Annotated in this window: 15 protein-coding genes and 1 pseudogene; 4 read left to right on the top strand and 12 right to left on the bottom strand. The window is 61.9% G+C overall.

Annotated elements, in window-relative coordinates; genetic code table 11:
• Window positions 1–54 precede the first annotated feature (54 nt).
• The 3 genes from glnA to A9404_RS07835 form a co-directional block, all read right to left on the bottom strand.
• A complete protein-coding gene (gene glnA, locus A9404_RS07825) occupies window positions 55–1,464 on the bottom strand; it encodes a glutamate--ammonia ligase (protein ID WP_066099888.1) in 1,410 nt (469 codons plus the stop codon).
• A gap of 366 nt (window positions 1,465–1,830) precedes the next feature.
• A complete protein-coding gene (locus A9404_RS07830; RefSeq protein ID WP_066099891.1) occupies window positions 1,831–3,231 on the bottom strand; it encodes an ATP-binding protein in 1,401 nt (466 codons plus the stop codon).
• Window positions 3,231–4,019 (bottom strand): response regulator, encoded by a 789-nt coding sequence (locus tag A9404_RS07835; protein ID WP_231880881.1) that lies wholly within the window; start codon window positions 4,017–4,019, stop codon window positions 3,231–3,233. The genes A9404_RS07830 and A9404_RS07835 overlap by 1 nt, the downstream gene beginning before the upstream one ends.
• Window positions 4,020–4,250: 231 nt before the next feature.
• Here A9404_RS07835 and A9404_RS07840 point away from each other — a divergent pair, with 231 nt between their 5' ends.
• The 4 genes from A9404_RS07840 to A9404_RS13620 are packed head-to-tail and all read left to right on the top strand — an operon-like array spanning window position 4,251 to window position 10,243.
• Entirely contained in the window at window positions 4,251–5,660 is a 1,410-nt protein-coding gene (locus tag A9404_RS07840) for a TolC family protein (RefSeq protein ID WP_066099894.1), read from the top strand.
• On the top strand, window positions 5,657–6,841 hold the full coding sequence (locus A9404_RS07845) for an efflux RND transporter periplasmic adaptor subunit (protein ID WP_066099897.1): 1,185 nt from the start codon (window positions 5,657–5,659) through the stop codon (window positions 6,839–6,841). Before A9404_RS07840 ends, A9404_RS07845 begins: the two co-directional genes overlap by 4 nt.
• A gap of 1 nt (window position 6,842) precedes the next feature.
• The gene (locus tag A9404_RS07850; protein ID WP_066099900.1) at window positions 6,843–9,944 is read left to right on the top strand and encodes an efflux RND transporter permease subunit; all 3,102 of its coding nucleotides are present in this window, start codon (window positions 6,843–6,845) and stop codon (window positions 9,942–9,944) included.
• Window positions 9,941–10,243 carry a DUF3240 family protein gene (locus A9404_RS13620; protein WP_066099904.1) on the top strand — a complete coding sequence of 101 codons (303 nt, stop codon included), beginning with the start codon at window positions 9,941–9,943 and terminating at the stop codon, window positions 10,241–10,243. The genes A9404_RS07850 and A9404_RS13620 overlap by 4 nt, the downstream gene beginning before the upstream one ends.
• A 211-nt stretch (window positions 10,244–10,454) precedes the next feature.
• Here the strand turns inward: A9404_RS13620 and A9404_RS13715 are convergent.
• From A9404_RS13715 to A9404_RS07895, 9 genes and pseudogenes are all read right to left on the bottom strand, one after another.
• A pseudogene (locus A9404_RS13715) lies at window positions 10,455–10,508 on the bottom strand (hypothetical protein); the annotation flags it as partial.
• Window positions 10,509–10,563: 55 nt separating this feature from the next.
• The gene (locus tag A9404_RS07860; RefSeq protein WP_156521282.1) at window positions 10,564–11,412 is read right to left on the bottom strand and encodes a hypothetical protein; all 849 of its coding nucleotides are present in this window, start codon (window positions 11,410–11,412) and stop codon (window positions 10,564–10,566) included.
• 259 nt (window positions 11,413–11,671) lie between these two features.
• Window positions 11,672–12,421: a tetratricopeptide repeat protein gene (locus A9404_RS07870; protein ID WP_156521283.1), complete on the bottom strand. Its 750-nt coding sequence runs from the start codon at window positions 12,419–12,421 to the stop codon at window positions 11,672–11,674.
• 195 nt (window positions 12,422–12,616) lie between these two features.
• Window positions 12,617–13,030: a hypothetical protein gene (locus A9404_RS07875; protein WP_066099919.1), complete on the bottom strand. Its 414-nt coding sequence runs from the start codon at window positions 13,028–13,030 to the stop codon at window positions 12,617–12,619.
• Window positions 13,027–13,599, bottom strand: a complete 573-nt coding sequence (locus A9404_RS07880; protein WP_066099923.1) for a hypothetical protein — start codon at window positions 13,597–13,599, stop codon at window positions 13,027–13,029. Before A9404_RS07880 ends, A9404_RS07875 begins: the two co-directional genes overlap by 4 nt.
• 177 nt (window positions 13,600–13,776) lie before the next feature.
• Window positions 13,777–14,211 (bottom strand): hypothetical protein, encoded by a 435-nt coding sequence (locus A9404_RS07885; RefSeq protein WP_156521284.1) that lies wholly within the window; start codon window positions 14,209–14,211, stop codon window positions 13,777–13,779.
• A gap of 2 nt (window positions 14,212–14,213) precedes the next feature.
• Window positions 14,214–14,516: an EndoU domain-containing protein gene (locus tag A9404_RS13720; protein WP_197490303.1), complete on the bottom strand. Its 303-nt coding sequence runs from the start codon at window positions 14,514–14,516 to the stop codon at window positions 14,214–14,216.
• A 141-nt stretch (window positions 14,517–14,657) separates the two neighbouring features.
• Window positions 14,658–15,098, bottom strand: coding sequence for a hypothetical protein (locus A9404_RS07890; RefSeq protein ID WP_156521285.1), 441 nt, complete (start codon window positions 15,096–15,098; stop codon window positions 14,658–14,660).
• Window positions 15,095–26,773, bottom strand: a complete 11,679-nt coding sequence (locus tag A9404_RS07895; RefSeq protein WP_066099932.1) for a two-partner secretion domain-containing protein — start codon at window positions 26,771–26,773, stop codon at window positions 15,095–15,097. The genes A9404_RS07890 and A9404_RS07895 overlap by 4 nt, the downstream gene beginning before the upstream one ends.
• Between the last annotated feature and the right edge of the window lie 23 nt (window positions 26,774–26,796).

Consider the following 26,796-nt stretch of genomic DNA (forward strand, 5'->3'; position numbering starts at 1 on the left):
AGACAAAACCCCCGGCAAGCCGGGGGTTTCTGATGTCATATCCTGCGGTGGCGATTAGATGCTGTAGTACAGCTCGTATTCGACCGGGTGCGGCAGCTGGCGCAGACGCTGGACTTCACCACGCTTCAGCTCCAGGTAGGCATCGATCAGGTCGTCGCTGAACACGTCGCCGCGCTTGAGGAACTCGCGGTCGGCGTCCAGAGCGTCCAGAGCCTGATCCAGGGAGAACGCCACTTCCGGAATGTTCTTCTCTTCTTCCGGCGGCAGATCGTAGAGGTTCTTGCTGGCCGCTTCGCCCGGATGGATCTTGTTCTGGATACCGTCGATACCGGCCATCAGCATGGCGGAGAACGCCAGGTACGGGTTGGCCGTGGAATCCGGGAAACGCAGCTCGATGCGGCGCGCCTTCGGGTTGGACACGAAGGGAATACGGATCGAGGCGGAACGGTTACGGGCGGAGTAGGCCAGCTTGACCGGCGCTTCGAAATGCGGGACCAGACGCTTGTAGCTGTTGGTGGACGCGTTGCAGAACGCGTTCAGGGCACGGGCGTGCTTGATGATGCCGCCGATGTAGTAGATCGCCATTTCGGACAGACCGGCGTAGCCGTCGCCGGAGAACAGGTTCTTGCCATCCTTGCCCATGGACTGGTGCACGTGCATGCCAGAACCGTTGTCGCCGTACATCGGCTTCGGCATGAAGGTCGCGGTCTTGCCGTAGCTGTGCGCCACGTTGTGAATCACGTACTTCAGGGTCTGGACTTCGTCCGCCTTCTTCACCAGGGTGTTGAACGCCACGCCGATTTCGCACTGACCGGCTGTCGCGACTTCGTGGTGGTGGACTTCAACGGTCATGCCCATGTCTTCGAGGACGAGGCACATGGTCTGACGCAGGTCGTGCAGCGAGTCGACGGGAGGAACCGGGAAGTAGCCGCCCTTGACGGTCGGACGGTGACCCATGTTGCCTTCCTCGTACTCGGCGCCGGCATTCCAGGCCGCTTCCTTGGAGTCGATCTTGACGAACGAGCCGGACATGTCCGTGCCCCAACGGATGTCGTCGAAGACGAAGAATTCATTTTCCGGACCGAAGTAGGCGACGTCGGCCAGACCGGAAGCCTGGATGTAGGCTTCGGCGCGCTTGGCGACGGAACGCGGGTCACGGGTGTAGCCCTGCATGGTGTCCGGCTCGATGACGTCACAGACCAGGATCATGGTGGGTTCTTCGGAGAAGGGGTCCATCAGTGCCGTGCTGGCATCGGGCATCAGGATCATGTCGGAGGCGTTGATCCCTTTCCAGCCGGAAATGGAAGAACCGTCGAACATGATGCCGGCCTCGAAACTGTCTTCGTCCACGCGGCTGGCGGGGTAGGTGACGTGCTGCTGCTTGCCACGAGTATCGGTGAAACGGAAGTCAACGAACTTGACTCCATTCTCTTCCATCATTTTCATCGCATGACTAACGGACATGAATTCCTCCAGGGACTTTTTTATCAAAACGGGGCAGTCACAGATGACGGCGGACGCAGTACAGACTGCCTGCCGCGCATCATCGAACCAAATCGCACAATACGCAATAAAAGCACGAATCGTGCCGAAAAAAACACCCAACAGGGCGCGGCATCAAGCCGCGCGGCCAAAACCGCCCTGTTTTTAGGCGGTTACCCTGACAACCGAATGACGGAGAATTTCCGCATTTTGGTTCATCGAATGATGGGGTCATCCAAAATGCCCCTCAAAATGCACCGATTTGGCGCACAAGGCCGTCTTCGCGCCCCAAAAAAGCGCCGCGCACCGACCCGTCAAGGCTGCGGCACCGAGCCAGGTCGGCCTGGTTCAACCAGATGACAGCACCGTCCGCGTCACCACATCCAGCGGCAGGATCAGGCAGGCAACCAGACCCTTGGGACGGCGCAGCGGTGCCGGTTCGGGATGCTTCCCGACCGGATAGAGAACCAGGCGCCAGTGCTGCGATTCGGCCAGCGCACTCGCCAGGCTCAACCCCAAACCATAGCCGGAGTCGCCACCGCGGGCCGCGTCCTTGCGCGCGAACGGCGCCATCAGCTGCTCGATTTCCGCTTCGGTCAATCCCTCGCCCTGGTCCTCGACGCACAAAACGAGTGCGTCCGTCTGAACCACCAGACGCAGTACCACGGGTGGCGCCCCATAGCGATGCGCGTTATCGATCAGATTGTCGAGAATTCGCTGCAAGGCCATCGGCGCGATATCGGCCTGGGGCGCCTGTCTCGGCAGCATCAGCTGAAGCAGGATACCCCGCTGTCGGGCGCTGTCGGCCAGATTTTCCAACCAGGGCTTCAGGTCGACGCGCTCCGTGGACGCCTGGTTGACACCCCGGGCGATCAGCAGGACCTCGGCGATCAGGCGATTCATCCGACCGATGTCGTCCTGCATCTGATCGTGCAGCTCTGGTTCGAGGCTATCCTGGGCCAGCGCCAGACTGAGGCTCAGGCGCGTCAGCGGCGTGCGCAGGTCATGAGAAATCCCTGCCAGGAGGATGGTCCGACTCTCCAGCAGCTGCTTGACCTCGGCGGTACGCCGGTTCACTGCATCGATCAGCACCCGCGTTTCCTTCGGCCCCGTAAGGGGCAACGGCGCATCGGGCAATCCCCGACTGACCTGTTCGGCCAACTGACTGACGGGACGCGTGAGACGACGCGTCAGCCACAACCCCACGATCAGGGTGATCAGGATGCCGGAAACGAGAATGATGGCGAGCGTGAACGGAATCTTGTAGCCCACGCGCTCGCGGGAAAACTCGAACTTGAGCACGTCGTCGGCGATGGGCAATTCCAGCCAGTAGCCCGCACCGCGGGGCAATTCGCCGATATAGATGCACTCCCCGGTTTGCGGGTCGATCGTGCCGGCTGGGCACTGATGGAATCGTTGCACCACGGCGTCGTGCAGGAAGCGCACATAGGGCAGATGGGCGCTGTGCAGGCGATTCAACTTGGGGATTTCCTCGATGGAGATGCCGTGCTGGGACTTGAGTTCGGCCGCCAGTAGCGGCTGGACGTTATGCGGCAGTTCGACCCAGGTCTGGGCGGACAGGATGATCAGGGCGGCCAGATCGTCTGCCGACCGTTTCGCCATCGGCACCATGACGAACCAGGTGACCGCCGCCAGCGCGAACACCAGAATCACGCTGATGGAACCGATCAGCGCGAGTGCTGTGCTGGAAAACATGCTCCAGCCCTGCCCGTCGGGTCGCCGGCGCATCAGCCTTCCTCCATCTGATCGGACACGCGCGGCATACGCCCGGCGGGCACGAACAGGTACCCTTCGCCCCAGATGGTGACCAGGTAGCGGGGGTCGGTCGGGTTTTCCTCGATCTTCCGCCGCAGACGCGTCACGCGCACATCGATGCTGCGGTCGAACGCGGAGCGCTCATAGCCCTTGAGATGATCCATGATCTGATCGCGGCTGATCACCCGATTCGGTCGCTCCAGGAAAAATGCCAGCAATTGCCATTCCCCCCGGGTCAGATCCAGCAACTTGTCGTGCAGAAAGGCCTGATGCATGGGCGCATCGATCGAGAAATCGCCCACGTACTGCCGGTTGTCCGCCCGGGGGGGCGACTTGGCGGATGGATCGATCGCCGGTCCGCCCCGACGGAGTACCGCTCGGATTCGGGCGATCAGTTCGCGCGGATTGAACGGTTTGGGCAGATAGTCGTCTGCGCCGATCTCCAAACCGACGATCCGATCCACGTCCTCGCCGCGCGCGGAAAGGATGATCAGGGGCGGCCGATTCATCGGGTCGAGACGGCGGGCGATCGACAGGCCATCCTCCCCCGGGAGCATGATGTCCAGCACAATCAGGTCGATGGACTGACCGGAAGCCATCACGGCATCGAACGCGCGGCTGTCGCCGGCGATCACCACCGCGAAGCCCTGCTCGCGCAGATAGCGGCTGAGCAGCGTCTGAATCCCGGGATCGTCGTCCACGACCAGGATTACCGGGCTATCGATCTGGGTTGTGGGTTCTGAGGCCTCGGCCATCGTCATGGGTGTCGCCATCAATGGGGAACGTTCAGGCAGTGTCACCAAGCCGAAGTCGGGCGTCAATCACCAGGACACGCCTGTAACACAATGAAACATGCTTGCAATAACCCGGCACGACCCAGCGGCTATTCTCGATGTCAGAATGGCCGAGCGCAGACGCATCCAGGCTCAAAACCGCCACCACGACGGTGGCCTTGATCCGCCCGACATAAAGACGAACCGCAGGAACCGCCGATGACGAGAATCATGCCCTCCCCCACCGCCTTGCCCCGCCTGCGCGCCTACAAACCCATACTTGCCGCGATCCTGCTCGGGCTCCTGGGCGCCGCAGCAGTGCCCGTTCAGGCAGAAAATCTGGCACCGCTGAATGCCCAGACTGCCATGCCGCCCGCAACGGCATCCGACTGGCAGGGGATTCTCGCACGGGCAGAGCGACGTCTGGACATGAACCTCGTCACGGAGGCGGATCTGGCCCGTGTCCGAGCGGAACGGTCACGGGCCAACGGCTGGCTGGCCGGCGCGCCGGTGATCGATGGTCTCTATCGCGACGACCGTCCGATGACGAACCGCGGTGAAGGGGAAATGCAGCTGGACATGCGACTGCCCCTTCGTCGCTTCGACCAGACCGGTGCCTGGCAGCGTCTGAGCGAACAGGCCGCACTGAACGCGAAAAGTCGCGAAGCGGCCACCCGCCTGGAACTGCTCGGCACGCTGCGTCAACTGGCCTGGGATTGGCGTCGCGCCGAAACCACGCTCAAGACCGCCGAGCAGCAGGCGACCATCATGCGACGCAACCTCGACGTGGTGACGCATCAGGTCAAACTCGGCGAGGCGGCGGAGGTCGATAAGCTGACGGTGGAAAGCAGCCTGCTTTCCGCCGAGGACGCCGTGCACCAGGCGCGCATCCAGTTCCAAAACGCCCAGAGCCGGTGGCAGTCGATCAGCGGTAGCCCGACTCTGCCGACGGATCTCGGCGCCCCCGAAAAAACCCCGATACCCACGACCCCCGTCACGGCGGAAAGCCTGTTCCAGACGCACCCGATTCTGCGCCGCATGGCCAGCGAAATCGGCCTGGACACGGCAAAAATCGACGCGGAACGCGCAGCCGGTGCCGGCGCACCGGAACTCGGCTTCGGCATCAAGCGCGATCGCGGCGATCGCGGCACGCCCTGGGACAACAGCCTGCTGGTAACCCTGAGCCTGCCCATCGGCGGTCAGGCCTATCGCAATCCGGCCCTGGCGGAAATGGCGCAGCAAAAGGCGCAGGCGCAGGTCGCGCTGATGCGTACGGCACATCAGATTCAGGGTGACGTCACCGCCTATCAGCAGCGCGTGGCCGAATGGCCGACCCGCATCGCCCAGCTGGATCGACGGGCGGCACTCACCGAAAAGACGCTGAAACTCAAGGAAAAGGCATTGCGACTGGGCGAACTCGACTGGAGCCGCCTGATGTACTTCGAACAGGAAGCCGCCAGCGCACGCCTGCAGGCAAACCTGGCCCACATCGACTACCGCGCCGACCAGAGCAGTCTCAAGCAATCCCTCGGCCTGATGCCCGGCACGAGCCAGACCACCGAAAAGCCCGGCGACAAGAACACCCCACAGAAATCAACAAGCTCCGAAACGAAAGGAATGACGCCATGACGACGCGCCCGATCCGCACCCCCGCCCTGCTCCCCCTGCCGACTTCACGGCGCCATTCCCGGATGCTGGCGCTCGCAGGCCTTTCGCTCCTGGCCGGCATGACCCTGTTACCCAACGTCGGATTTTCGGCCGAGTCAGGCCAACCTCAGCCGATTGCCATTCCCGAAGCCATGCGGCCCAACATGGACATCACGAGCGAGCCGCTGCATTTCGGCAAGTCGCTGCCGGTGACCCAGGGCATCGTGCACATCGCCGCTTCGTCCAGCGGACAGAGCCAGGAAATGGCCAGTGCGGCAGTTTCTGCGCCCATCGCCGGAAAGGTGGTCGGCGATCTCCCGCAACTGGGACAAAGCGTCAAGGCTGGCGAAGCGCTCGTCACCCTCATCAGTCCGCAACTCGCTCAGGATCAGGCCCAGTGGTCAATGGCCAATGCCCAGGCCGCCGTCGCCCGGCAGAGTCTGAACCGCGATCAAGCTCTCTACAAGAACGGCCTGATCGCGAAAAAACGCCTGGATGCCACACGGGCAGAGGCAGAAACGGCCGCCGCCGAACTGGCGGGCGCCACGGCACGGCTCCGGCTGGCCGGCGTCACGCATCCGGGACAGAACCTCAAATCCGATGCCGCCAAGCTGGTCGTCACGGCCCCGATCGGCGGGGTGGTGACCCAGCGCAGCGTCATCCCCGGAACCCGGGTCACCACGGGACAGCCCCTCCTGGAAATCACCGCGACCAATCAGCAATGGTGGCTGATGCCCGTGCCGCCGGCATTGGCCCCCACCCCGGGCACGCAGGCGTCGCTGAAGATCGATGGCTGTCCGGAAGCGGCCCCCGTCCGTCTGATCGACCTGACCGTCGACCCGCACAGCCAGATGATCACCCTGCGCGCCCAGCCCAAAACCGCCTGCCCGGCGCTTCGACCCGGCCAGATCGGCACGGCGACGCTCTGGATCACCTCGGCGCAGTCATACGCATCCGTGCCGATTACCGCCCTGACCGAGCTGGACGACAGCACCCATGTCTTCGTCCAACGGGGTGATCAATACCTGCCCATTCCGGTCTCGCTCCATGGCGAAGGTGATGGTCAGGCGTTCGTGACCGGACCCTTCCAGGCGGAGGACCGTGTGGTGACCCAGGGCATGAGTCGTCTTAAGGCGCTCGGCGAAGGCATGGGGGCGCAATAACATGCTGCAACGACTCATCGCCTTTTCCCTCACCCAACGCCTGATGGTGCTGATCGCCGCGCTGGTCGTCGGCGCCTTCGGGTGGCGGGCGTTTTCCACGATTCCGATCGACGCCTACCCCGACATCGCACCGATCCAGATCCAGATCATCCTCAAGGCCCCCGGCATGACGCCCACGGCCGTGGAGCAACGCATCACGGCGCCGCTGGAAAATGCCCTGCTGGGGATCCCCAAGCAGACGATGATGCGCTCGACGGTGAAGTACGGCATTTCGATCACCACCATCGACTTCGCCGAAGGCACCGACATCTACTGGGCACGCCAGCAGGTGAACGAGGTGCTGTCCGGCGCCCGCGGCGACTTCCCGCCGGGGGTGACCGGCGGCATCGCGCCCATCACCACGCCCCTGGGCGAAGTATTCATGTTCTCCCTGGAAAGCCCCTCGCTGTCGCTCATGCAGCGGCGCCACATCCTCGACTGGGTGATCCGCCCCGCCCTGCGTGGCGTGAAGGGCGTGGCAGACGTCAACTCCCTCGGCGGCTTCGTACGCAGTTTCGAGGTGATTCCCAACCCGACGGCCCTGGCCGCGCACCACCTCACCACCGAAGACCTCCGGCGCGTCATTCAGGAAAACAACCGCAACGACGGTGCCGGTCGACTGGACGTCGGCGACGAGGCCTGGCTCGTCCGTTCGGAAGGCCAGATCAAGACCATCAAGGATCTGGCCGACATGGTCATCGCCATGCAGGGCAACCAGCCGATCCGGCTACGCGACGTCGCCCAGGTGAAAATCGGTGCCATCACCCGGTTGGGCGCAGTGACGCGCAACGGCAAGGGCGAATCGGTCGAAGGGGTGGTCATGGCCCTGCGCGGCGCCAATGCCCGCATGGTCGTCGACGGCGTCGAACAACGACTGGCCGAAATCAAGCACAACCTGCCCCCTGATCTCAAGATCAACGTATTCTATAACCGGGCCGATCTCGTTTCCGACGCCGTACACACCGTGAGCAAGGCCCTCGTCGAGGCGGTGGTGCTGGTGCTGATCCTCCTCGTGCTGTTCCTGGGCAACATCCGGGCAGCGGTCACCGTCGCCATCACCCTGCCCATGGCCGCGCTCGTCACCTTCATCCTGATGAAACAGTTCGGCATGAGCGCGAACCTGATGAGCCTCGGCGGCCTGGCCATCGCCATCGGGATGCTGGTCGACGCCGCCGTGGTCGTCGTGGAGAACACGGTCGAGCACCTCGCGCACGCCCACAAGCATCCCAACCGGCCCCGCCTGCATCTGATCTACCGGGCGGTCAGCGAAGTGTCCGTGCCCGTGTTGTCCGGCATCGTGATCATCATGCTGGTGTTCCTGCCGCTGCTGTCCCTGCAGGGCCTGGGCGGCAAGCTGTTCTCGCCGGTCGCGCTGACGATCATCTTCGCCCTCGGGGCCTCGCTGATCCTGTCTCTGACCCTGATTCCGGTCATCGCCTCCCTGATCCTCGGCAAGGTGGGCGATCACGAACCCTGGCTGATGCGCCAGTTGCGGCACCTGTATGTTCCCGTGCTCGATTTCGCCCTGCGCCGCCCGTTGCCGATCGTGCTCGGCGCCCTGGCCCTGCTGGTCGTCGCAGGCGGCTTCTATACGCAAATCGGCAAGACCTTCATGCCGCAGCTCAACGAGGGCACCATCGTCATGCAGGTCGAGAACCTACCCTCCACGACCCTGAACGGCACGATTAAGCTCAATACGGCGATCCAGAAGGCCCTGATGACCCACGTACCCGAGATCAAGCAGATTCTCGGCCGCTCCGGTTCCGACGAACTGGGCCTCGACCCCATGGGTCTGAACGATACGGACACCTTCATCATCATGAAGCCCAAGTCCGAATGGACCGTGCCGAACAAGGCGGCGCTGATGGCGAAGATCCGCCATGTCCTGACCACCGTGCCCGGCTTCAACCACAATTTCACCCAGCCCATCGAAATGCGGGTCTCCGACATGCTCTCCGGCACGCGCGGCGACGTCGCCATCAAGGTCTTTGGCGACGATCTCAGCACCCTCAACCGCCTGAGCAACGAGATCAAGGCGGTGGTCAAGAAAGTCCCAGGCGCCGAAGGCGTGGCCACCACCGAAAACGAGGGCCTGCTCTACCTGAAGATCAACGTGAACCAGAATGCCGTCGCCCGCAGCGGCCTCTCCGTCGATCAACTCGAAAACATCCTGCGGGCGCAGATCGACGGCCAACTGGCGGGTATCGTCCAGGAAGGCGCGGCACGCACGCCGATCCTCATTCGGGCCGATGCCCTCACCAACGCCCCGCAGAAACTGGCCGAACTGCCCATCGCCCTGCCCAACGGCAGCATTCAACCGCTCGGCAACCTCGCCACGGTGGAACGCACCACCGGCCCGGTCTTCGTCAATCGGGAAATGGGTTCGCGCTATGCCGTAGTACGCTCCGACGTCCGCGGCCGGGCCCTCACCGACTTCGTGGACGACGCCAAGGCGCAGGTTGCGGCCAAGGTCAAGCTGCCAGTCGGCTATCGCATCGAATGGGCGGGCCAGTTCCAGAACCAGCAACGCACCGCCGCGCGCCTGGCCGTCGTCGTGCCGATGGCGCTCGCCCTGATCTTCGTGCTGCTGTTCACCACGTTCAATTCGCTGCGTCAGGCGCTGCTGGTATTCGCCAACATTCCCTTCGCCCTGATCGGCGGGGTGTTCGCCCTCTACCTGAGCCACGAATACCTCTCCGTGCCGGCCTCGGTGGGCTTCATCGCCCTGCTGGGGATCGCGGTGCTCAACGGACTCGTGATGGTGACCTACTTCAACCAGCTGGCAGCCCGGGGCATGCCCATGGTCGAGGTCGTGCGACAAGGCGCCATTCGCCGGTTACGGCCGGTACTGATGACCGCGAGCATCGCCGCACTGGGACTCGTGCCCCTGCTGTTCGCCACCGGTCCCGGCTCGGAAATCCAGAAACCGCTGGCGATCGTGGTCATCGGCGGGCTGGTTTCCTCCACCCTGCTGACCCTGATCCTGTTGCCCATCATGTTCCGCCGCTTCGGGCGTGAACGCAGCCCCGATCCCCTGCCCACCGCCACGGAGCCCGCCGCATGACCCCGAACGCCGTCCGACTCGACCTGATCTCACCGCGCGAGCTCGAAGCCGACCTCACCGACTGGCTGACGGAGCACCAGCCCGAAGCGCCGCTGCTGGTCACCCACGTCAACGGCCACAACGACGCCAGCCGCCCCATGACCATCGCCGAACAGGTGGCCGGCACCTTGCCGCTGATCCGGCTATCCCTGACCACAAACGAGGAAACCGCCCGCCGGCTGCTCGCCAGCCTCGCCACCGACTACGCCGGCAGCGGGGTGCGCTGGTCGATGTGGCCGGTGGAAACGGGGCGGGTCTAATTGAACGGCTTTGTCTGAGGACAGATAACTGGCAGATTCGCTGCTTACGGCTGAGACCGGATTGCTTTTCCGACAGGGTGCGATATTTCGCCAGGGTTTCTTGCTTGCAGGCCTGTGTTTTACAACTTTCCAGCTCTGCGCCCAATTCAGCAATTTGGGTATGGAACAGAAAGTTGTTCTGCGCCGCATTCGCCGCCGTGCCGCTGGCGATCGCCACGCCCTGGGCGTTCTGGCCCGTCAGGGCGGCGGCGATGCCGCCCATCATGCTAGGTAATTTCGCTCTGACCCCAATTATTCATCGTCGACCCGATTGATCGCGCTCACCCACAATTAACCGGTATATTCACCACAGAACCAGGGAAAAGCACCCGATTCGAATAAAGGTATTTTTGATAACGCAAGATTATATTGCTTTTCCCCTTGCAGCCTGCATGGCGCAAATCTTTCATATCAAAACGAATTTCGGCAATCCCCTTGCAAAACCGAGCATCACCAAAGTAAGGGTCGCCATGGACCATCAAGGCACATGTCCCACTCACACTGATCTTTTCAATGTTTATCGCACCCAGCTTCAATGAAATACTGTCGTAGGGAACATACAACCCATTAGGGATATCGAACCTAATCAATAGCGCGTCTGAATCTTGCGATGCCTCAACACCCACCACTGAAGAAAAATGAGTGGGCCCCTCTGTTTCGCAACCATCCTTAACCGTACTGTCGGAATAATGTTTCAACCACTCAGAAAATTGCTCAGCACTCCCCCACACATCCCCACACGCGCGCCCGCCTTGTACAACCTTTAGATCATTATTCAACACCACCACAGCCGGAATACTGTTTACTCCATAAGAATGCTGCAGGCGCAGCTGATCCTTTCGGTGTTGACTCATATCAAACACAAAAAAAGAGTAACCCTGGAATTTCTTTGCATCAATATCAGATATTTTCTTCTCTAAAAGCAGTGAGTTAATTGCCCAATCGGCTTTAAAAAAAACAACGAAATGACTACGCCCTGATTTTTTCTCGGTAGAGATTTCCTGCATGAGCGAAGATGGGTCGGAAAATACCCGCCACCCCGCGGGCTCAGCAAGGACTGGATTCACGAAAAACAACAGAACAGCCATTAGCATGGATCTCTTGAGGAAAACGCCCATTGGAAATTTCATAAAGTAGCAACCTATACTGTAGATCAATTGGCTTATCACACATGTGCTCGAAAATTGCAACAAATATGGATCACATTTTTTCTTTTCATCGGGAACATTGGCAATGAGCCGAAGCGCTGAATCGCCATGACGAATTTTTTGAACCCAATCACCACCGCACCCATCTGGATCATTCGGACGAACTTGACTATACCGAGTGAAATTGTGCCCGGCGCCATATCACCGCGAAAATCCCCAGTAGACTTTGAGAGCAATAGGTCTAAGGAGTAGATTGGCCGCAAAGATAATCTGGTCGCTTGGGGTGGCTTGCAAGAAGCTTAGTAAAAATCATGTCCGCCTGAGCCCCTTCTTCACGACTGAGCATAGGTTGAATCCGTGAAATGAGTTGTTCGGCTAGAAAACTCAAATTTGGGGATCCCTGACGTTTCGCCAACCTCGCCCAAGCGAGCGCTTCTGCCATGTTTTTGGGCGTCTGGCTGTCGCCTGTTAGATAATGAACAGCAAGGAAGATTCGTGACATTTCATCACCACCATTGGCGGCCATGGTTAGCCAAGTTCTTGCTTCAAGAGGCATATCAGGCATAAGGATTTCACCAAGTATCCCTGCTGAACCTATGCAGCCTTCCATAGCCGATTCACGCAATAACTTAATTGACTCTTTGGGGTTGGCTTCGGCCAGCACGGCACCTAAAAGAAATTTTGCGACCGGATCACCTGCGGCGGCAATAGGTTCGAGATCCCGGATGAACGGACCAAAGTCATTGTCGCCAGCCTGAAGACGGGTTATATGGTGTTTTAATGCCTCAAGACAGGCAGGAGTCGGATTCGGGTGAGTTGTTCCCAACACTTCTGCCCCGATACAAGTTGTGGACACCATCACGAATAACACACTAAACACCAGAGCGACAATCTGTCGAACATAGTATTCCCAACGTAATCCAAACAAGCCCATAAAACCGGAATGCTCAATATGTTCAAGAAGTTTCCCCATCATTGGGATAGATCTCATCTGCACTCCTTGCCTCTATCAATAAACAAGCCATAGGTAAGCCGCTGGCTACCGCCACGCCCTGGGGCGTTCTGGCCCATCGGGGCGGCGGCGATGCCGCCCATCATGCTAGGTAATTTCGCTCTGCCCCCAATTATTACACCGCCGCACCAACGCCGTGGCCAACTGGCGCAGCTAGGATCAATGACTCCGACCCTATTGATCATAATTTTTCATCAAATATTCCGACATAAATTTTGCCAACATAGGCAAATCATTATTTGCACGCACACCAAATTCAGGATCCATTTCCCCCAAATAAGCCACGATCTCAGAATCACTCAAATATAAACCAGAATCTTCTAACTCCTTAACTCGCGCAGGCAGCAAAACCCAATTCTTTCCACTGAACCACACAACCCAATCTACTTTACCCTGAAAGGCCCTCACCGCAGTTGCAACCTTTTCTTCGGCTTCCGTTATATCTTCACGCTTCATCGAATGCACAGCATATCGCCAAGCCATGACAGGTGGGTAGTTATAATCTCGGGTCGATTTCGACACTGCGACTCTAAACCATTCAAGAACAAAAAAACGCTCAAGAACGTCAATAACTTCGCGCCCCGTCATTTTATTTTCGCCCCCGGGTTTAACCCTCTGATCATTTGCTCCCAATCTCCTTTTGGCACAGGAGAGCCACTCAAGCGCGGATCATAGACATAGCGACCATCGGTAAATACTTCGTGATATTTGAATGGTCCATCTACGCGACCATGCTCAAGAAGATTAATATCACCGCCGCCTTTACCAGTCACTCTCAAAATTTTTCCATTCCCACCAGCCGCATTAAACAATTTTTCTGCAATCTCCGAACAATCAGTTCCAGCACAGAGCTTCATGCTGTTCATTTGATCGACTAACGAGGCACTTGGAGGGTAGGCGGAATTAGCGGCCCTAAACGGTTTATCTATTCCGGGTATTCCCTTCCCAACAACCGTCGCACCCTTATCGACCTGCTTGAGTGTCTCTTCGCCCTTGGCCATCGCCGTGGCGGCGGCCTTGCGCTCTATGCCGACAGGTGTCCCGTCGAGTATAGCGTTGATAATGGGCATGGCGATCTGATGGGTAAAGACATCACGGCTCGTCGGCTCCACCAGAACTTGTAACGCTTTGAGATTCATTGCGGTCATGTCTTGCATGCCGCTTGAGGTCAGCTTGGTGTATTCCGCCCAGGCCGCCACTTTCTGGTCACAGCCCGCGTAGCTACAGTCGGCGGTCGCCTGTCTTGCCCATTCATCTACCTGGGCATAATACGCATCCAGCTGCTTGCGGCTGAGACCGGATTGCTTCTCCGACAGCGTGTGATCCCAGCTCCATCAACTGATCTCTGGAATGGCCGGAGTCGGATCGTCCGGAAAGGGCACTTCGATCGGCTTGCTCTCGGGATCACTCAGAAACCGCACATAGGTCTCCACCGCCAGTTTGTACTGCCGGAATGTCACCGCACCCCCTTCGCCCTGGCTGTACAAACCTTCGAACCAGACCACCTCCGGCGTGATATGCGCAATCCAGGCATTGCCGTCGGCGGGAATGTACCGGGTTTCGCCGGTTTCAATTTGGCGAATTCCTCGAAGGAAGCTCGCACCTGAACCTTCGGGGTTCTGGATGTCGTTATCAATAGCCTCGCACATGAACTCGAATCGCTGGAGAATCCGTGCCTTCAAATCGACAACATGGAGGTTCAAGTCGATGCTGACCCCATTCACTTCAATTCTTGGCGTGCAACGCAAAACAGCAGTTGGGTGACCCATAATCATTCTCCTAACGGATAGAACGTCGTACGCTGGTTCTTTGAATCCCAAGAAAACTGCAAACGAATCCCGGACGGTGAGGTTGCAATAAACCGTTGCCCGGCCAGTCCGCCTGCTTGAGCCTGCTTAAACGCCTCACTCACCTCATACTCGATGCGCGCCTGGGACCATGACGGCGGGAAGAATGTCGAGTCTGCAAACTTATTTACCCACACTCCTTTCTGGCCGGTCGCAGGGTTGACCTTGTTCGCATCAAATACCTGGACCGGAGCTTCGGCTGTTGCTCGCGCTGCTGCCAGCCGCACCGGCCAGGCAGCCGTTGATGGCGTGGGGCAGGGTGGCGGTGAAATCGTTTATCTGGCCGGCGCCGTTGAAGAGGCTGCCGGTCCTGGCAGCACCAGCATGCGATCAACTGCTTGTTCGCCGCTGTTGTCTTGTGAGTCGCGTCAACTCAGATCTGGAATGGCCGGGGTGGGGTCGTCCGGAAAGGGCACTTCGATCGGCTTGCTCTCGGGATCACTCAGAAACCGCACATAGGTCTCCACCGCCAGTTTGTACTGCCGGAATGTCACCGCACCCCCTTCGCCCTGGCTGTACAAACCTTCGAACCAGACCACCTCCGGCGTGATATGCGCAATCCAGGCATTGCCGTCTGCTGCGATGTACCGGGTTTCGCCGGTTTCAATTTCGCGTATCCCTCGAAGGAAACTTGCCCCTGAACCTTCGGGGTGCTGGATGTCGCCAACAATCGCTGCACACATCAAATGGAAGCGGCTCGTGAATAGCCCATTTACGTCTATCACGCTGATGACGCGTGACCATCTTTCTTCTCCATCGACCGTCTCCAATACGCGGGGAGATATTCTGAGTCTGAGTTTGGCAATCATTTTTTTGGGCTTCCATACGGATAGAACGTCGTACGCCGATTTCTTGCATCCCAATAGATCTGAATATCAACCCCGCTCGGCGTTTGCCCGACCCATCCTCCTTCAGGATTTACGCGCTTGTTCTTAAACGCCTCACTCACCTCATACTCGATGCGCGCCTGGGACCACGACGGCGGGAAGAAGGTCGAGTCTGCGAATTTGTTCACCCACATTCCTTTCTGGCCCGTCGCAGGATTGACCTTGTTCGCATCGAATACCTGTACCGGGGCTTCATAGGTGCCGTTGGCATTGAACTTGATCTCGGCACCTGGCGCAATCCGCGATGCGCCGTCGGCTGCAAGCTCCGCATGATACCCCGTCGCGGCCTTTCGCCCATTGATCTCGCCGCTGAGCACGTGATCCATGTCAAAGTTGTTGTCCTTGAGGATGGATTGGTCCGTCCGGGACCGGTAGATGTCGTCAAATCGTGTGTCGGGCTGGTAGCGGGAGAGTTCCGAAAGCTCGGCTTTGAGGTTTGCGCCTTGTGTCGCATTCACAGGGCCGTCTCGCAGCCCCTCAGGCTTGTTGGCGACCCCACCCAGGCTCGGCGGGAGCTCCGAGACCTTCCCCAACACCTTCCCCGTCGCTTCTTCCACCACCACGCGCTCGGCCCCCTGGGTGACGACCTTGAGGCCCTTGCCCGCTCCGGGGATGAGATCGATCGCGCTGGTTGGCAGGATGATCGTGGAACCAACGTACACCCCTGCCCCCAGCCAGTGACGCAGGCTGTCTTGCTCCGACCCGCCCAGGTCCACCGCCCAGCCGGTGATCGTGCCTTGCGCATCCACCAGCGCCTTGATCTGCGCTTTATCCAGAGCCTTCACCAAGGAACCAAGTGCTTGGTCCGCACTGTCTCCAAACCGGCTCAACACTCGTCCCCACGCAATCAGTGAAAAGTGTTGGTATCCATAGCTTTTCGCCGCCGGATCTCGATTCAATTGTGCGGTACACTCCGCCTCTGTTCCATTGACGCAGGCATTGAGCAGAAGACGGTTGTTGAGCTTATCCACTAGCTCCAGTCCAGCGATTTCGCTGTCGCAGCGGGCATCGCACTGGCCGCTCAACCGTTTTTCTTTCAGTAACTTCAACCGTGCCGCATCGGCATGGTTCAGCCAGTTATTCTGCGCCGCATTCGCCGCCGTGCCGCTCGCTATCGCCACGCCCTGGGCGTTCTGGCCCGTCAGGGCCGCGGCGATGCCGCCCATCATGCTGGCGAAGGCGACGGTGTCTTGCTTGGCGGGCGCATCGCCGTTCCCCGAGTTGTAGAGCTGGGCGCTGAGTTCGCCCACCGCTGCGCCAATGGCCCCCGCCCCGCAGGCTTTGCCGCCGCCGATGCCGCTGCCCGTGGCGCTGGCCCCGGCGGCGCCGGCCAGGCAGCCGGCCACGGCATGGGCGAAGCTGTGGGCGTATACATTGAGCCGGTCTTTCATGGCGACGTCGCCAATCCAGTTGGCCCCTTGCGCCGCCGCCGCATTCAGTACCCCGCTGACCAGTTCCGTCTGAAGGTTGGTTTGCAGGTCCGTCCCGGTGATCGCGCTGGTCAGGGTGGCGCGGGCCAGCCCATTGACGAGGTTCTTGCCGATGTTGGCGGTGAGGCCGTCCTTGACGGTCACGTCGTTCAACCGGAAGGCGTTCTTGCCTTCGCCGAACTGGATGCCCCCGATTCCATTGAGCACCCCGGCGGTCACCACCGCTGTGGCCAGTTGGCGAAGGTTCGCGCTGCTGCCCAGTTCATGCAGGGTTTTACCCACATTGCCCTGGTTGTTGATCAGGCTGACGCTGGCCTGACTGGCCAGGGTGGTGACGGCTGTGTTCAGAATGACGCCCGCCGTTGAATAGGTCGTCACGCCGGCAGCCGTCGTGGTCGCCAGGGTCGTGCCTGCCAGCGAGGTGGTGGTCACGCCGCCGGCCGTAGCCGAGGTGCCGACGGCCGCCGTACCCGCCCCTGCGGTGAAGTAGGCGACCACGACGGCGACCACGGCGGCGGCAGCCGGGGTGAGGCCCTGTTGTTTGTAATCCCATTTCTGGTGGGCTTCTTCGATGCGTTTCCAATCCACTTTCTGGTTGAGGGCCGAGTCTTGCTGCAATTGCTTGAGCCAGCCCATGCCGGGTTCCTGGGCCAGCACGGCGGCGCTGTCCCGCACGCCCATGTCGGCGGTGATGCGGTTGGCGGCACTGAGCTTGAGCTGTTCGGCGTTGAAGTGGTTGTACTGCGTGGTTTGATCGACGGTGCCGTGCCCTTCGACGCCTTGCCAGGCGAGATCCTTATGCTTTTGATCGCTGCTCTGACTGGCGGTGGTGGTCACGCTGGCCAGGTTGAGGTTGTGGGCGGCATCCAGGCTCAGGGTGCCGAGTTGATGGTCGCCCGTTTCGGTGGTCGTGCCCTTGGCCGTCGCATCGATGGCATTGAGGGTGATATCGCCCGCCGTGCTTTGGATGGCGATGTTCTGCCCGGTCAGGCTGGCCGGTGCGCGCGTGGTTTGCGCCTGATCCGTGTTCAGGGCGGTTTTGTAGCCGATGCCTTTGCCCGGCGTGAAGGTGCCGGTGAGATCGCGGAGGTTGACGCCGGTCTTCTTGTAGGTCTCCTTGCTGCTGGCGCTGCTGCTGTTCAGATCGCTGTGAATGCTGACCTGGGCACCGCTGATCTGGATGTCGCCCCGATCGGCATTCAGCTGCCCCGCTGCGATATCGACGATGCCATTGGCCTGGAGACTTACCCCCTCGCGGCCATTCACGGTACTGCCGTTCAGGGTAACTTGCTGGCGATCGGCATCGACGCCGCGCTTGTGGCCACCGGGCAATCCGGTGGTGAATGCCCAGGTGCTTTTGCTTTCCTGCAGGGTGCTTGCCGATGCACTCGTGTCGGCGCTGGTTGAAAGGATGATGTGCCTGCCGCCGATATCGACGCGGCCGGCATCGGCTTGGACCCGACTCCCCTGAATCAGGGCGATGCCCTGCGCCGGATCCTGCGGGTCGAGGGCACCGGCGATCAACGCAATATTGCCCTGTTGGCTATGCAGATCGCTGCCGGTGTTGCGGATGGTGTCGAGATCGTGGGTTTCGCGCTTGCTGGAGGAACCGTAGCCGCTGGTCGTCAACCCGGATTTGCTGGACTGCGCGTAATGGCTTTCCGTATGGGTATCTTGTGACGCCAACAGGGAAACGTCGCCGCCCCCCATGAGGGCAATGTCGTTCCGGGCGGCCACGCGACTGCCTTGCAGCGTGACGTCGTTGCCCGCCATCACATGAACGCTATCGCCGCTCAGTACCGTGCCGATGGCTTGGGTATCTGCCGTGCTGTCGCGGGTGATCGAGGTGCTGCGGGAGAGGAAGCCTCGGCTGGTGACCTTGATGGCCTGATCCCAGTTCCGACTCGTCTGCCCGTTGATCAGGCTGATGTTCCGCCCCGCCTGAAGATCGACGGCACCGGCTGTGCTGGCGATCTGCGCGGCTTTGGCCTGAATGTCCTGCCCTGCCGTAAGCTGAACTGCGCCCTGGGTCTTGATGGTGGTGCCGATATCCTGGCTATTGCCCCGGAACAGGTGGTTGTCGGCATTCCAGACCACGTTGTTCTGCTCGCCGGTAGTGATTGCGGATAGCGTGAGGTCGCGTTTGGCTTGCAGGATCGTCTGGCCGGTGCCGGCATTGGTGATTTGCGCCGCCGTGAGGTTGATATCCCGTCCCGCCGCGATCTGAAGGACGCCATCCGGGTTCTCGACGCCCACCCGGGCCACCTGATCGATGCCGGTGCGGCTGAAACGGCTCGCCCCGGACGGGTTCTCGCCGCTCCGGGTGGTGGTGGCGATGGTGATATCGCGCCCGGCTTGCATGGCGAGCAGATCGCCCGCCGTGATGGTGCCGCCGAGGTTCTCGATGTCCTGCCGGGCGTTCAGGGCCACCGTGTGACCGCCGGTAATGCGCCCGCCGAGGTTTTTCACGTTTTCGGCGGCGAGCGACACGATGCTCCGGCCGGCCAGGGTGCCGCTGTTCTGGACGGAGCCGCTGGCTTGCATATCAATGGCCTGTGCGGAAACCAAACTGCCGGCCCCGTTGACGTCGCCCGGATGGACAACCGTATACACCTGGGGCACCAGGACTTTTTGCGTGCTGCCATCCGGCAGGATGATGGAGCGCTCGACCAGCCACACCATATCGGAGGTGAGCTGTGCCATCTGGGCGGCCGTCAGGGCGACGCCGGGCACCAGATGCCATTGCCTGGCATAGGTGAGCCCGGCATTCATGAGTGCCATGTATTCGCTTTGATCGCTGGCATAACCCTCGAGGAATCGACGACCGGTGAGTTGGGCGACCTGTTCCTGTACCAAGCGCTGCTCGTAGAAGCCGTCGCCCAGGCGTTTTTGCGTGGTGGCCGGATCCAGCTTGAGCTGGTTCAGCAGGTAATCGGAACTGATCCACTGACGGTAATCGGTGAACCGGGAATCCGTCGCGATCAGGTACCCGGCCGAGGGATCGGGCGTCACGTGGAACAGGCTGTTCCGGGGAATCGTCGTATTCACGGCGCCGGTGCGCACGATGCCGGCCGGCCCGCGTGCCGTATTGCCGGACAGCGGCGCGACGGAAACCGCCGGGTTGGCCACCGGCGTGCCGTGATCGCCCGGCGCCGCCAGGCCATCGTTCACCGTGCCGCTTCGCGTCGCCTGCGCGAGGCTGTCCGTCTGCGCACCGGTCACCGCGGCCACGGGGAGGGCACTCGGCCCGTTCGCTGTCGGCGCGTTCGCGGCGAGATCGGGACCTTGAACCGTGTCGGTCGGCACTGCCGCAGCGGGCGTATCGGACTGAGCACTGCCCACCGGGTGCTGGAGGGGAATACCCTGGTACCAGCCATTCTGAACCACGGCGGGTACGATTCCCGACGGATTGCCGCCGACAGCGGGACCTTGCCCCGCCGTGCCAGTGGCCGCGGCAGGGGACACGGCGACCCGGGCCGACCCCGCGCCATCGGCGGTCTGAGCGACGCTGCCGCTCGACCGAGCGGCGATCGATGCGCCCGTGCCGGAAACGGCCGTGTTTTGTTCCAGCAGCGTGGTGGGCAGGTCATAGGGCGTGCCGTAGACGGGGGGCGGCATATAGGCCGTTTCGCCGTCCCATTTGCGCTCATGATGCTTGCTGAAAAATGACCCGCCCCAACCGACATGCGTATGCTGCGCCGTGCCGCTGTAACGGAGGATATCCTGGCCTTGCGTCGCCTGATTGAGGAAGTTGGCCCCCGTGAAGGTCATCACCCCGCCGGCCACCATATGACTATCCTGATTCAGCACGTCGCCGCCGGACAGCGTGAGATCGCCACCGGATAGAATCTGGCCCGGTTGCGTGGACACCACCTCGGTGTGCGAGGCCACGGTGGTCAGGCGGATCAAGGTGTAGTCTTCGAACTGGCCGGGGTAACCCACACAGCTGTTCTTGTCCTGCCCGCCGCCGATGCCCCAGCAATTAGCCGCGTTATATTGAACGGGGCTGCGATCCGGAACTACGAATGCCTCATGGATGGCCGGATCGTCGACTTGCTGGGTGACCAGATTGGCGTTCAGGTTCTGCAGATCGCGGGTGTCGATCGTCAGCGCCCCCAGCGCGTTGATCGTCGCGCCACGGTTGACGACCGAATCCGCGGTGCCCGTGGCCTGTTGCCGCGCATCCAGACCGCCGCCAATCGCCATGTCGCCCAGGCTGAACATGAGCGCATGATCGAGATTCTGGACGCTGCCTGCGCCGATATCCAGGCGATTTCTGGCCGCGATGACCCCCGCCACGCCATTTTCGGCGGCATTCACCAAACGCGTCGCGGCGATGGAGAGATGGTCGCCATACATTCGGCCCGTTCCGAGGTTATCCACCGTGGCAGCACTCACCCCCGTCGCTTGCCCGTCGATCAACCCGCGATTGATCACGGCATCGCTGGCGGTGACCGAGGTGTTCTGCGCGGTGATTTCGCCCGTGTCGGTGTTCTCGACACGGCGCGCCTGAATGGCGAGATCCTGGCCCGCGTTCAATACGGCCTGGTTGCGCAAGGTTCCCGCTGTCGTCACCGTGGCATGACCGTCGGCCGTTAGCTCGCCCGTCAAAGTGAACCCTTGGCGGAGGTTGAGACTCAAGTCGCCCCGGGAGAGCAACTTGCCGTCCCCGGTCAGCCCGGCACTGTCGATGGACAGCCGTTGCCCGGCGATCATCGTGCCGGCCGTGTTGGTGACCTGAAGCGCGGCGTTGGCCGGGTCGACGTCCTGCACCTGCACGGTTTGTTGACCGGATATCAGACCCTGGACATTTTGGATATCGCCGCCGCTCGTCAACACGATATCCCGGTCCGCCCGGATCGCCCCCGAGGCATTGTCGATAGACGGCGCGGTCAGGTGGACCGACCCGCCCTCCAGTCCCTGATTGCTGCCTTGCGTGCCGACATTGGTGATACCGGCGGCGCTGACATTCAGCGTCTGCCCCGAACGCACGAGGCTGGCGGTGTTATCGAGCGCATCGCTCAATGTCATGGTCACATTGCCCAGCGCCTGGATTTGCCCGCCGCGATTGTCCAGCGATCGCCCGGTCAGATTCATCTGGCCGGAGCTGGTCAGCACGCCGCCCTGCACATTGCCGATCGCCGCGCTGACGATCGAGAGATCCCCGAGACTGCCGACGAAGCCCCCGGCGTTATCCATGGCACCCGTATTGAGCTGGACATCGCCGAGACCAATGATCCCCTGCCCCGCCGCCGAATGGGTATTCGTGAGCGTTTGGCCCTGGGTATCCAGATGGAGGCTGCCCTGGGCCTGGATAAGGCCCCGGTCGTTGACGACGGCACCGCTCTGGATCGTCAGGGCGCCGCTATCCGCCGCCCCGGTCGCCACCAATTGGCCCCGGGTGTTGTCGAGGTTGTGGCCGTCGATCTTCAGGCTGCTGCCGTTGATGAGCCCGCCGGCGTTCATCACGCCGTGGCCGCTGAGCTGAAGGTGCAGGGCCGCGGCAATTTGGCCGCCGCTGTTGTCGATGCCCCCCGCCGTGGCGATGAGGTCGGTTCGGTCCTGCACCGAGCCGATGTGGCCCTGGCTGTTGTCGATCTGCCCGGCGGTCAGACTGACGGGGCCGTTGGCAGCCAACAGGCCGTGGCTGTTGGTCAGGCGGTCGGTGGTGTCGACGGTCAAGCCCTGCTCGGCAGTGATTTGCCCCTGACTGTTGGCAAGGGTTTCGGCCGTGAGGTGAACGGCACCGCTGGCGCCCATACGGCCACCCTGCTGGGTAGCGGTCGATTGGCTGTTGTCCACGCCATCTGCGGCATGAATCGTCAGATCGCCCCCGGCCGCCTGGATGGCGCCACCCCGGTTGTCGAGACTACCCTGCGTACCGAGCGTGGTGTGTCCCGCACTATAGATCGTGCCGCTGTTCCGGATGCCGACCTGGCTGTCTACCCGGGTGTCGCCGCGACTGGTGATCTGACCGCTGTTTTCAACCTCGCCGGCAGCATCGATCCCCACGGCTCCTTGGGCCTGGATGATGCCGTCGTGATTGGCGAAATACCCGGACTGGATCGTCAGGGCGCCGTTATCCTGCGCCCCGCTGGCAATCACCTTGCCGAAGGTATTGTCGAAAGCGCTGCCCTGGGTGTTCAGGTCGATGCTGCTCCCGGCCATCAACCCGGTAGTATTCATGACCTCCTGCCCCAGAATATGCAGGCCTTGTGCAGCCTCGATCACCCCGGCACTGTTTTCCAGGGTATCCGATATCGTGACGTCGGTGCCCCCATGCACCGAGGCAATGCTCCCCTGAATATTGTCGATTCGCTGAGCGTGTACCGTGACCTGCTGATCGGCTGCCAGCAACCCTCGGGCATTGTGCAGATCCTCGCGGGTATCGATGTGCAGCGCCTTATTGGCCGTAATCCGTCCCTGCATGTTGAACAGATAGCGACTGGTAAGTGAGATATTGCCGCTGGCGCTGATCTGTCCTGCCGCATAGGCAGTGAAGGGCATGGCGCTTTCGACATAGTCGTTGTAGCCCGCCTGATACGTATCGCTGGCGGCGCGGGTTGTCGATGACCGGTTGTCCACGCCATCTGCGGCATGAATCGTCAGATCGCCCCCGGCCGCCTGGATGCTGCCGCCCCGGTTGTCGAGTTCGCCGGCCGAGAGGGTCATCCCGCCGTTGCTTGAGATGGACCCGTCGGTGTTGTCCAGTCCGGCTTGGGTGGTGATGCTGCCCGTCCCGCTGCCGGTCTGGATCACTGTGCCGTTCCGGTTGGAAAGACTACCGCTGTCGATCGTGAGTTGCCGGGCGACGGTACTGCCGCCGTCCAGGGTGACGGAGCCGGCTTCGAGTTCGAGCCGACCGTTGCCGATCACCTGGCCGTCTCGCCCGTCATAGGTCGAGGCGGTCAGGCTCAGGGTGCCGTCGCCGGCGTGCTGGAGGCGACCGCCCGTGTTGTCGATCTTCGCCGCCGATATGCTCAGGTTCCGGCTGTTGCCGGCAATCCGCCCGCCGCTGTTGTCCACGTCGCCCGGCAGATCGAGGGTCAGGTCGCCGCTGCCGATCTGCACGAGGTCGCCTTGGACGTTGGACAGGTCGTGGGCCTGCAGGTCGAGTTGGTCGCCGGAAATGTGCGCTCCATCGGTTCGCAGGGTTTGTCCGGTGTGGGCGCTCAGGCCGTGTTCGGCCACGAGGGTGGCGCCGCTGAGGTCGATGTCGCCGCCGGCATCCAGCTGGAGGTTGGCCCCTTTGCTCTGGCCGTCGCTCCGGTCGATCCGCCCGGACTGAAGCCGCTGGTCGCCCCCGCTGAGGTGCTTGCCGTGATCGGCAATCGCTCGGGTGGCGGTCACGCTCAAGTCGCCGCCGCTGCCCAGGCTGCCGTCGGCCTGGATGCCCGCGCCCAATACGCTGCCTTGAGCGCCGGTCACCTGGCTCTGGCTGCCGTCGGCCACCAAATGGGTGTTCCCTTGGGCGGCGATCACCCCGTGGTTGGCGATGTCGCCTCGGGTGCCGAGGTCGGCATCGCCGCCGCTGTAGATCGTGCCGCTGTTCTGAATACCGGCGGTGCTGTCGATCCGGGTGTGGCCGGTACTGGTGATCTGACCGGCGTTGTCCAACGGGCCTTGGCTGTTCAGCGTCAGGTCGCCGGTGGCCTGAATGAGGCCCTGGTCGTTGGTGACGGCACTACTCTGGATCGTCAGGGCGCCGTTATCGGCCGCGCCGGTCGTCGCCAGTTGGCCCCGGGTGTTGTCGAGGGTCGGGCTGTCGATCCCCAGGCTGCCGCCCTGCATGAGGCCGTCGACGTTGGTCACGCCGTGGCCGCTGAGCTGGAGGTGCCGGGAAGCGGTGATCTGCCCGCCGCTGTTGTCGATGGCGCCCGCCGTGGCGGTGAGGTCGGTTCGGTCCTGCACCGAGCCGATGTGGCCTTGGCTGTTGTCGATCTGTCCGGCGCTGAGTGTGACCGGGCCGTTGGCGGCCAGGAGACCTTGGCGGTTGCTCAGGCTGCCGGTGGCGTCGACGGTCAAGCCCTGCTCGGCGGTGATTTGCCCCTGGCTGTTGTCGAGGGTTTCGGCCGTGAGCTGGACGGCGCCGCTGGCGCCGATCCGGCCGCTCTGCTGGCTGGCGCTCGATTGGCTGTTGTCCACGCCATCTGCGGCATGAACCGTCAGATCGCCCCCGGCCGCCTGGATGCTGCCGCCCCGGTTGTCGAGTTCGCCGGCCGAGAGGGTCATCCCGCCGTTGCTTGAGATGGACCCGTCGGTGTTGTCCAATCCGGCTTGGGTGGTGATGCTGCCCGTCCCGCTGCCGGTCTGGATCACTGTGCCGTTCCGGTTGGAAAGACTACCGCTGTCGATCGTGAGTTGCCGGGCGACGGTACTGCCGCCGTCCAGGGTGACGGAGCCGGCTTCGAGTTCGAGCCGACCGTTGCCGATCACCTGGCCGTCTCGCCCGTCATAGGTCGAGGCGGTCAGGCTCAGGGTGCCGTCGCCGGCGTGCTGGAGGCGACCGCCCGTGTTGTCGATCTTCGCCGCCGATATGCTCAGGTTCCGGCTGTTGCCGGCAATCCGCCCGCCGCTGTTGTCCACGTCGCCCGGCAGATCGAGGGTCAGGTCGCCGCTGCCGATCTGCACGAGGTCGCCTTGGACGTTGGACAGGTCGTGGGCCTGCAGGTCGAGTTGGTCGCCGGAAATGTGCGCTCCATCGGTTCGCAGGGTTTGTCCGGTGTGGGCGCTCAGGCCGTGTTCGGCCACGAGGGTGGCGCCGCTGAGGTCGATGTCGCCGCCGGCATCCAGCTGGAGGTTGGCCCCTTTGCTCTGGCCGTCGCTCCGGTCGATCCGCCCGGACTGAAGCCGCTGGTCGCCCCCGCTGAGGTGCTTGCCGTGATCGGCAATCGCTCGGGTGGCGGTCACGCTCAAGTCGCCGCCGCTGCCCAGGCTGCCGTCGGCCTGGATGCCCGCGCCCAATACGCTGCCTTGAGCGCCGGTCACCTGGCTCTGGCTGCCGTCGGCCACCAAATGGGTGTTCCCTTGGGCGGCGATCACCCCGTGGTTGGCGATGTCGCCTCGGGTGCCGAGGTCGGCATCGCCGCCGCTGTAGATCGTGCCCGTGTTCCGAATATTGCCGTTGGCATCCAAATGCACCGCCGTCGCACTGGACATCTGACCCGCATTTTCCAACTGACCATTGGCCGTGAGCACTAACTCGCCGGCCGTGGCCCCAATGTTGCCGGCGTTACGCACACCCACCCCGGCCTCGGTCCCGACGAGGGTGATCTTCCCGGCATACATCCCGCCCAGTTGAGCGACATCAATCGATACCGTGGGCACCGCCCCCGTCCCTGCGATGGGCGCCACGGTGTTATTCGTGGTATCGACATGATTGGCGCCCGTCGTGACTTCGAGTTGATGCGCCCAGATCCCCGCATTCACGTCCACGGCACGGGCGATGAGATCGGTGTAGTCGGTGCGACTGGCATCCAGCCCCGCGCCGGTGACCGAAATCGTGCCGCCCTGAACCCGGTAGCCTTCCAGATTGCCGCCGTTCAGGATCGGCGTACCTGTGGTGAGCGTCGCACGACTGGCATTGAGGAATCCGCCTCCGTCAATGCTGATGCCCGCCGGATTGGCAATCACCACTTCGGCGCGCTGGCCGGCCACCTCGACATACCCCTTCAACTGGCTGGGGTTCGCGCTGTTCACTTCGTTCAGGATGACGCGGGCACTCCCGGCGGCCAACCAGGGATTCCCTTGAACCCAGCCGCCCAGTTGGGTGGCGGTATTCGTGCGGGCGTTGTTCAGTATCGCCCCCTGACGGGCGACATCGAACTGGCTGTAGGTGTTGCGGGACACCCCCGCCGCGCTGGGCGTCTGGATGTTGACCAGGGGCAGGCCGTTCGCGGTGTTGAGAATCGTGGGCTGCTGGTTATTCGGAGCCTGCGGGTCCGCCACGATCGCCGCTTGCGCCATGGGCAGGCCGATCAGGACGCCCCCCAGCGAAACCAAGGTGGCAAACGAAAGGGGCGTGAGCCGCGCCAGTATCCGATCCGCTCGTCGCGGCCGACGGCGGGACGCCGAACCGCTCTTGCCCTGGGCCGATGGCAGTTCCGAGGCCACCACCATCACACCCAAGGCCTTACTGAAGATGACGCGATACAAATTCCGATTCATGACGATCTCCCTATGTCACGAAA

Origin of the sequence: Halothiobacillus diazotrophicus, assembly GCF_001663815.1 — a bacterium.
Lineage (GTDB): Bacteria > Pseudomonadota > Gammaproteobacteria > Halothiobacillales > Halothiobacillaceae > Halothiobacillus > Halothiobacillus diazotrophicus.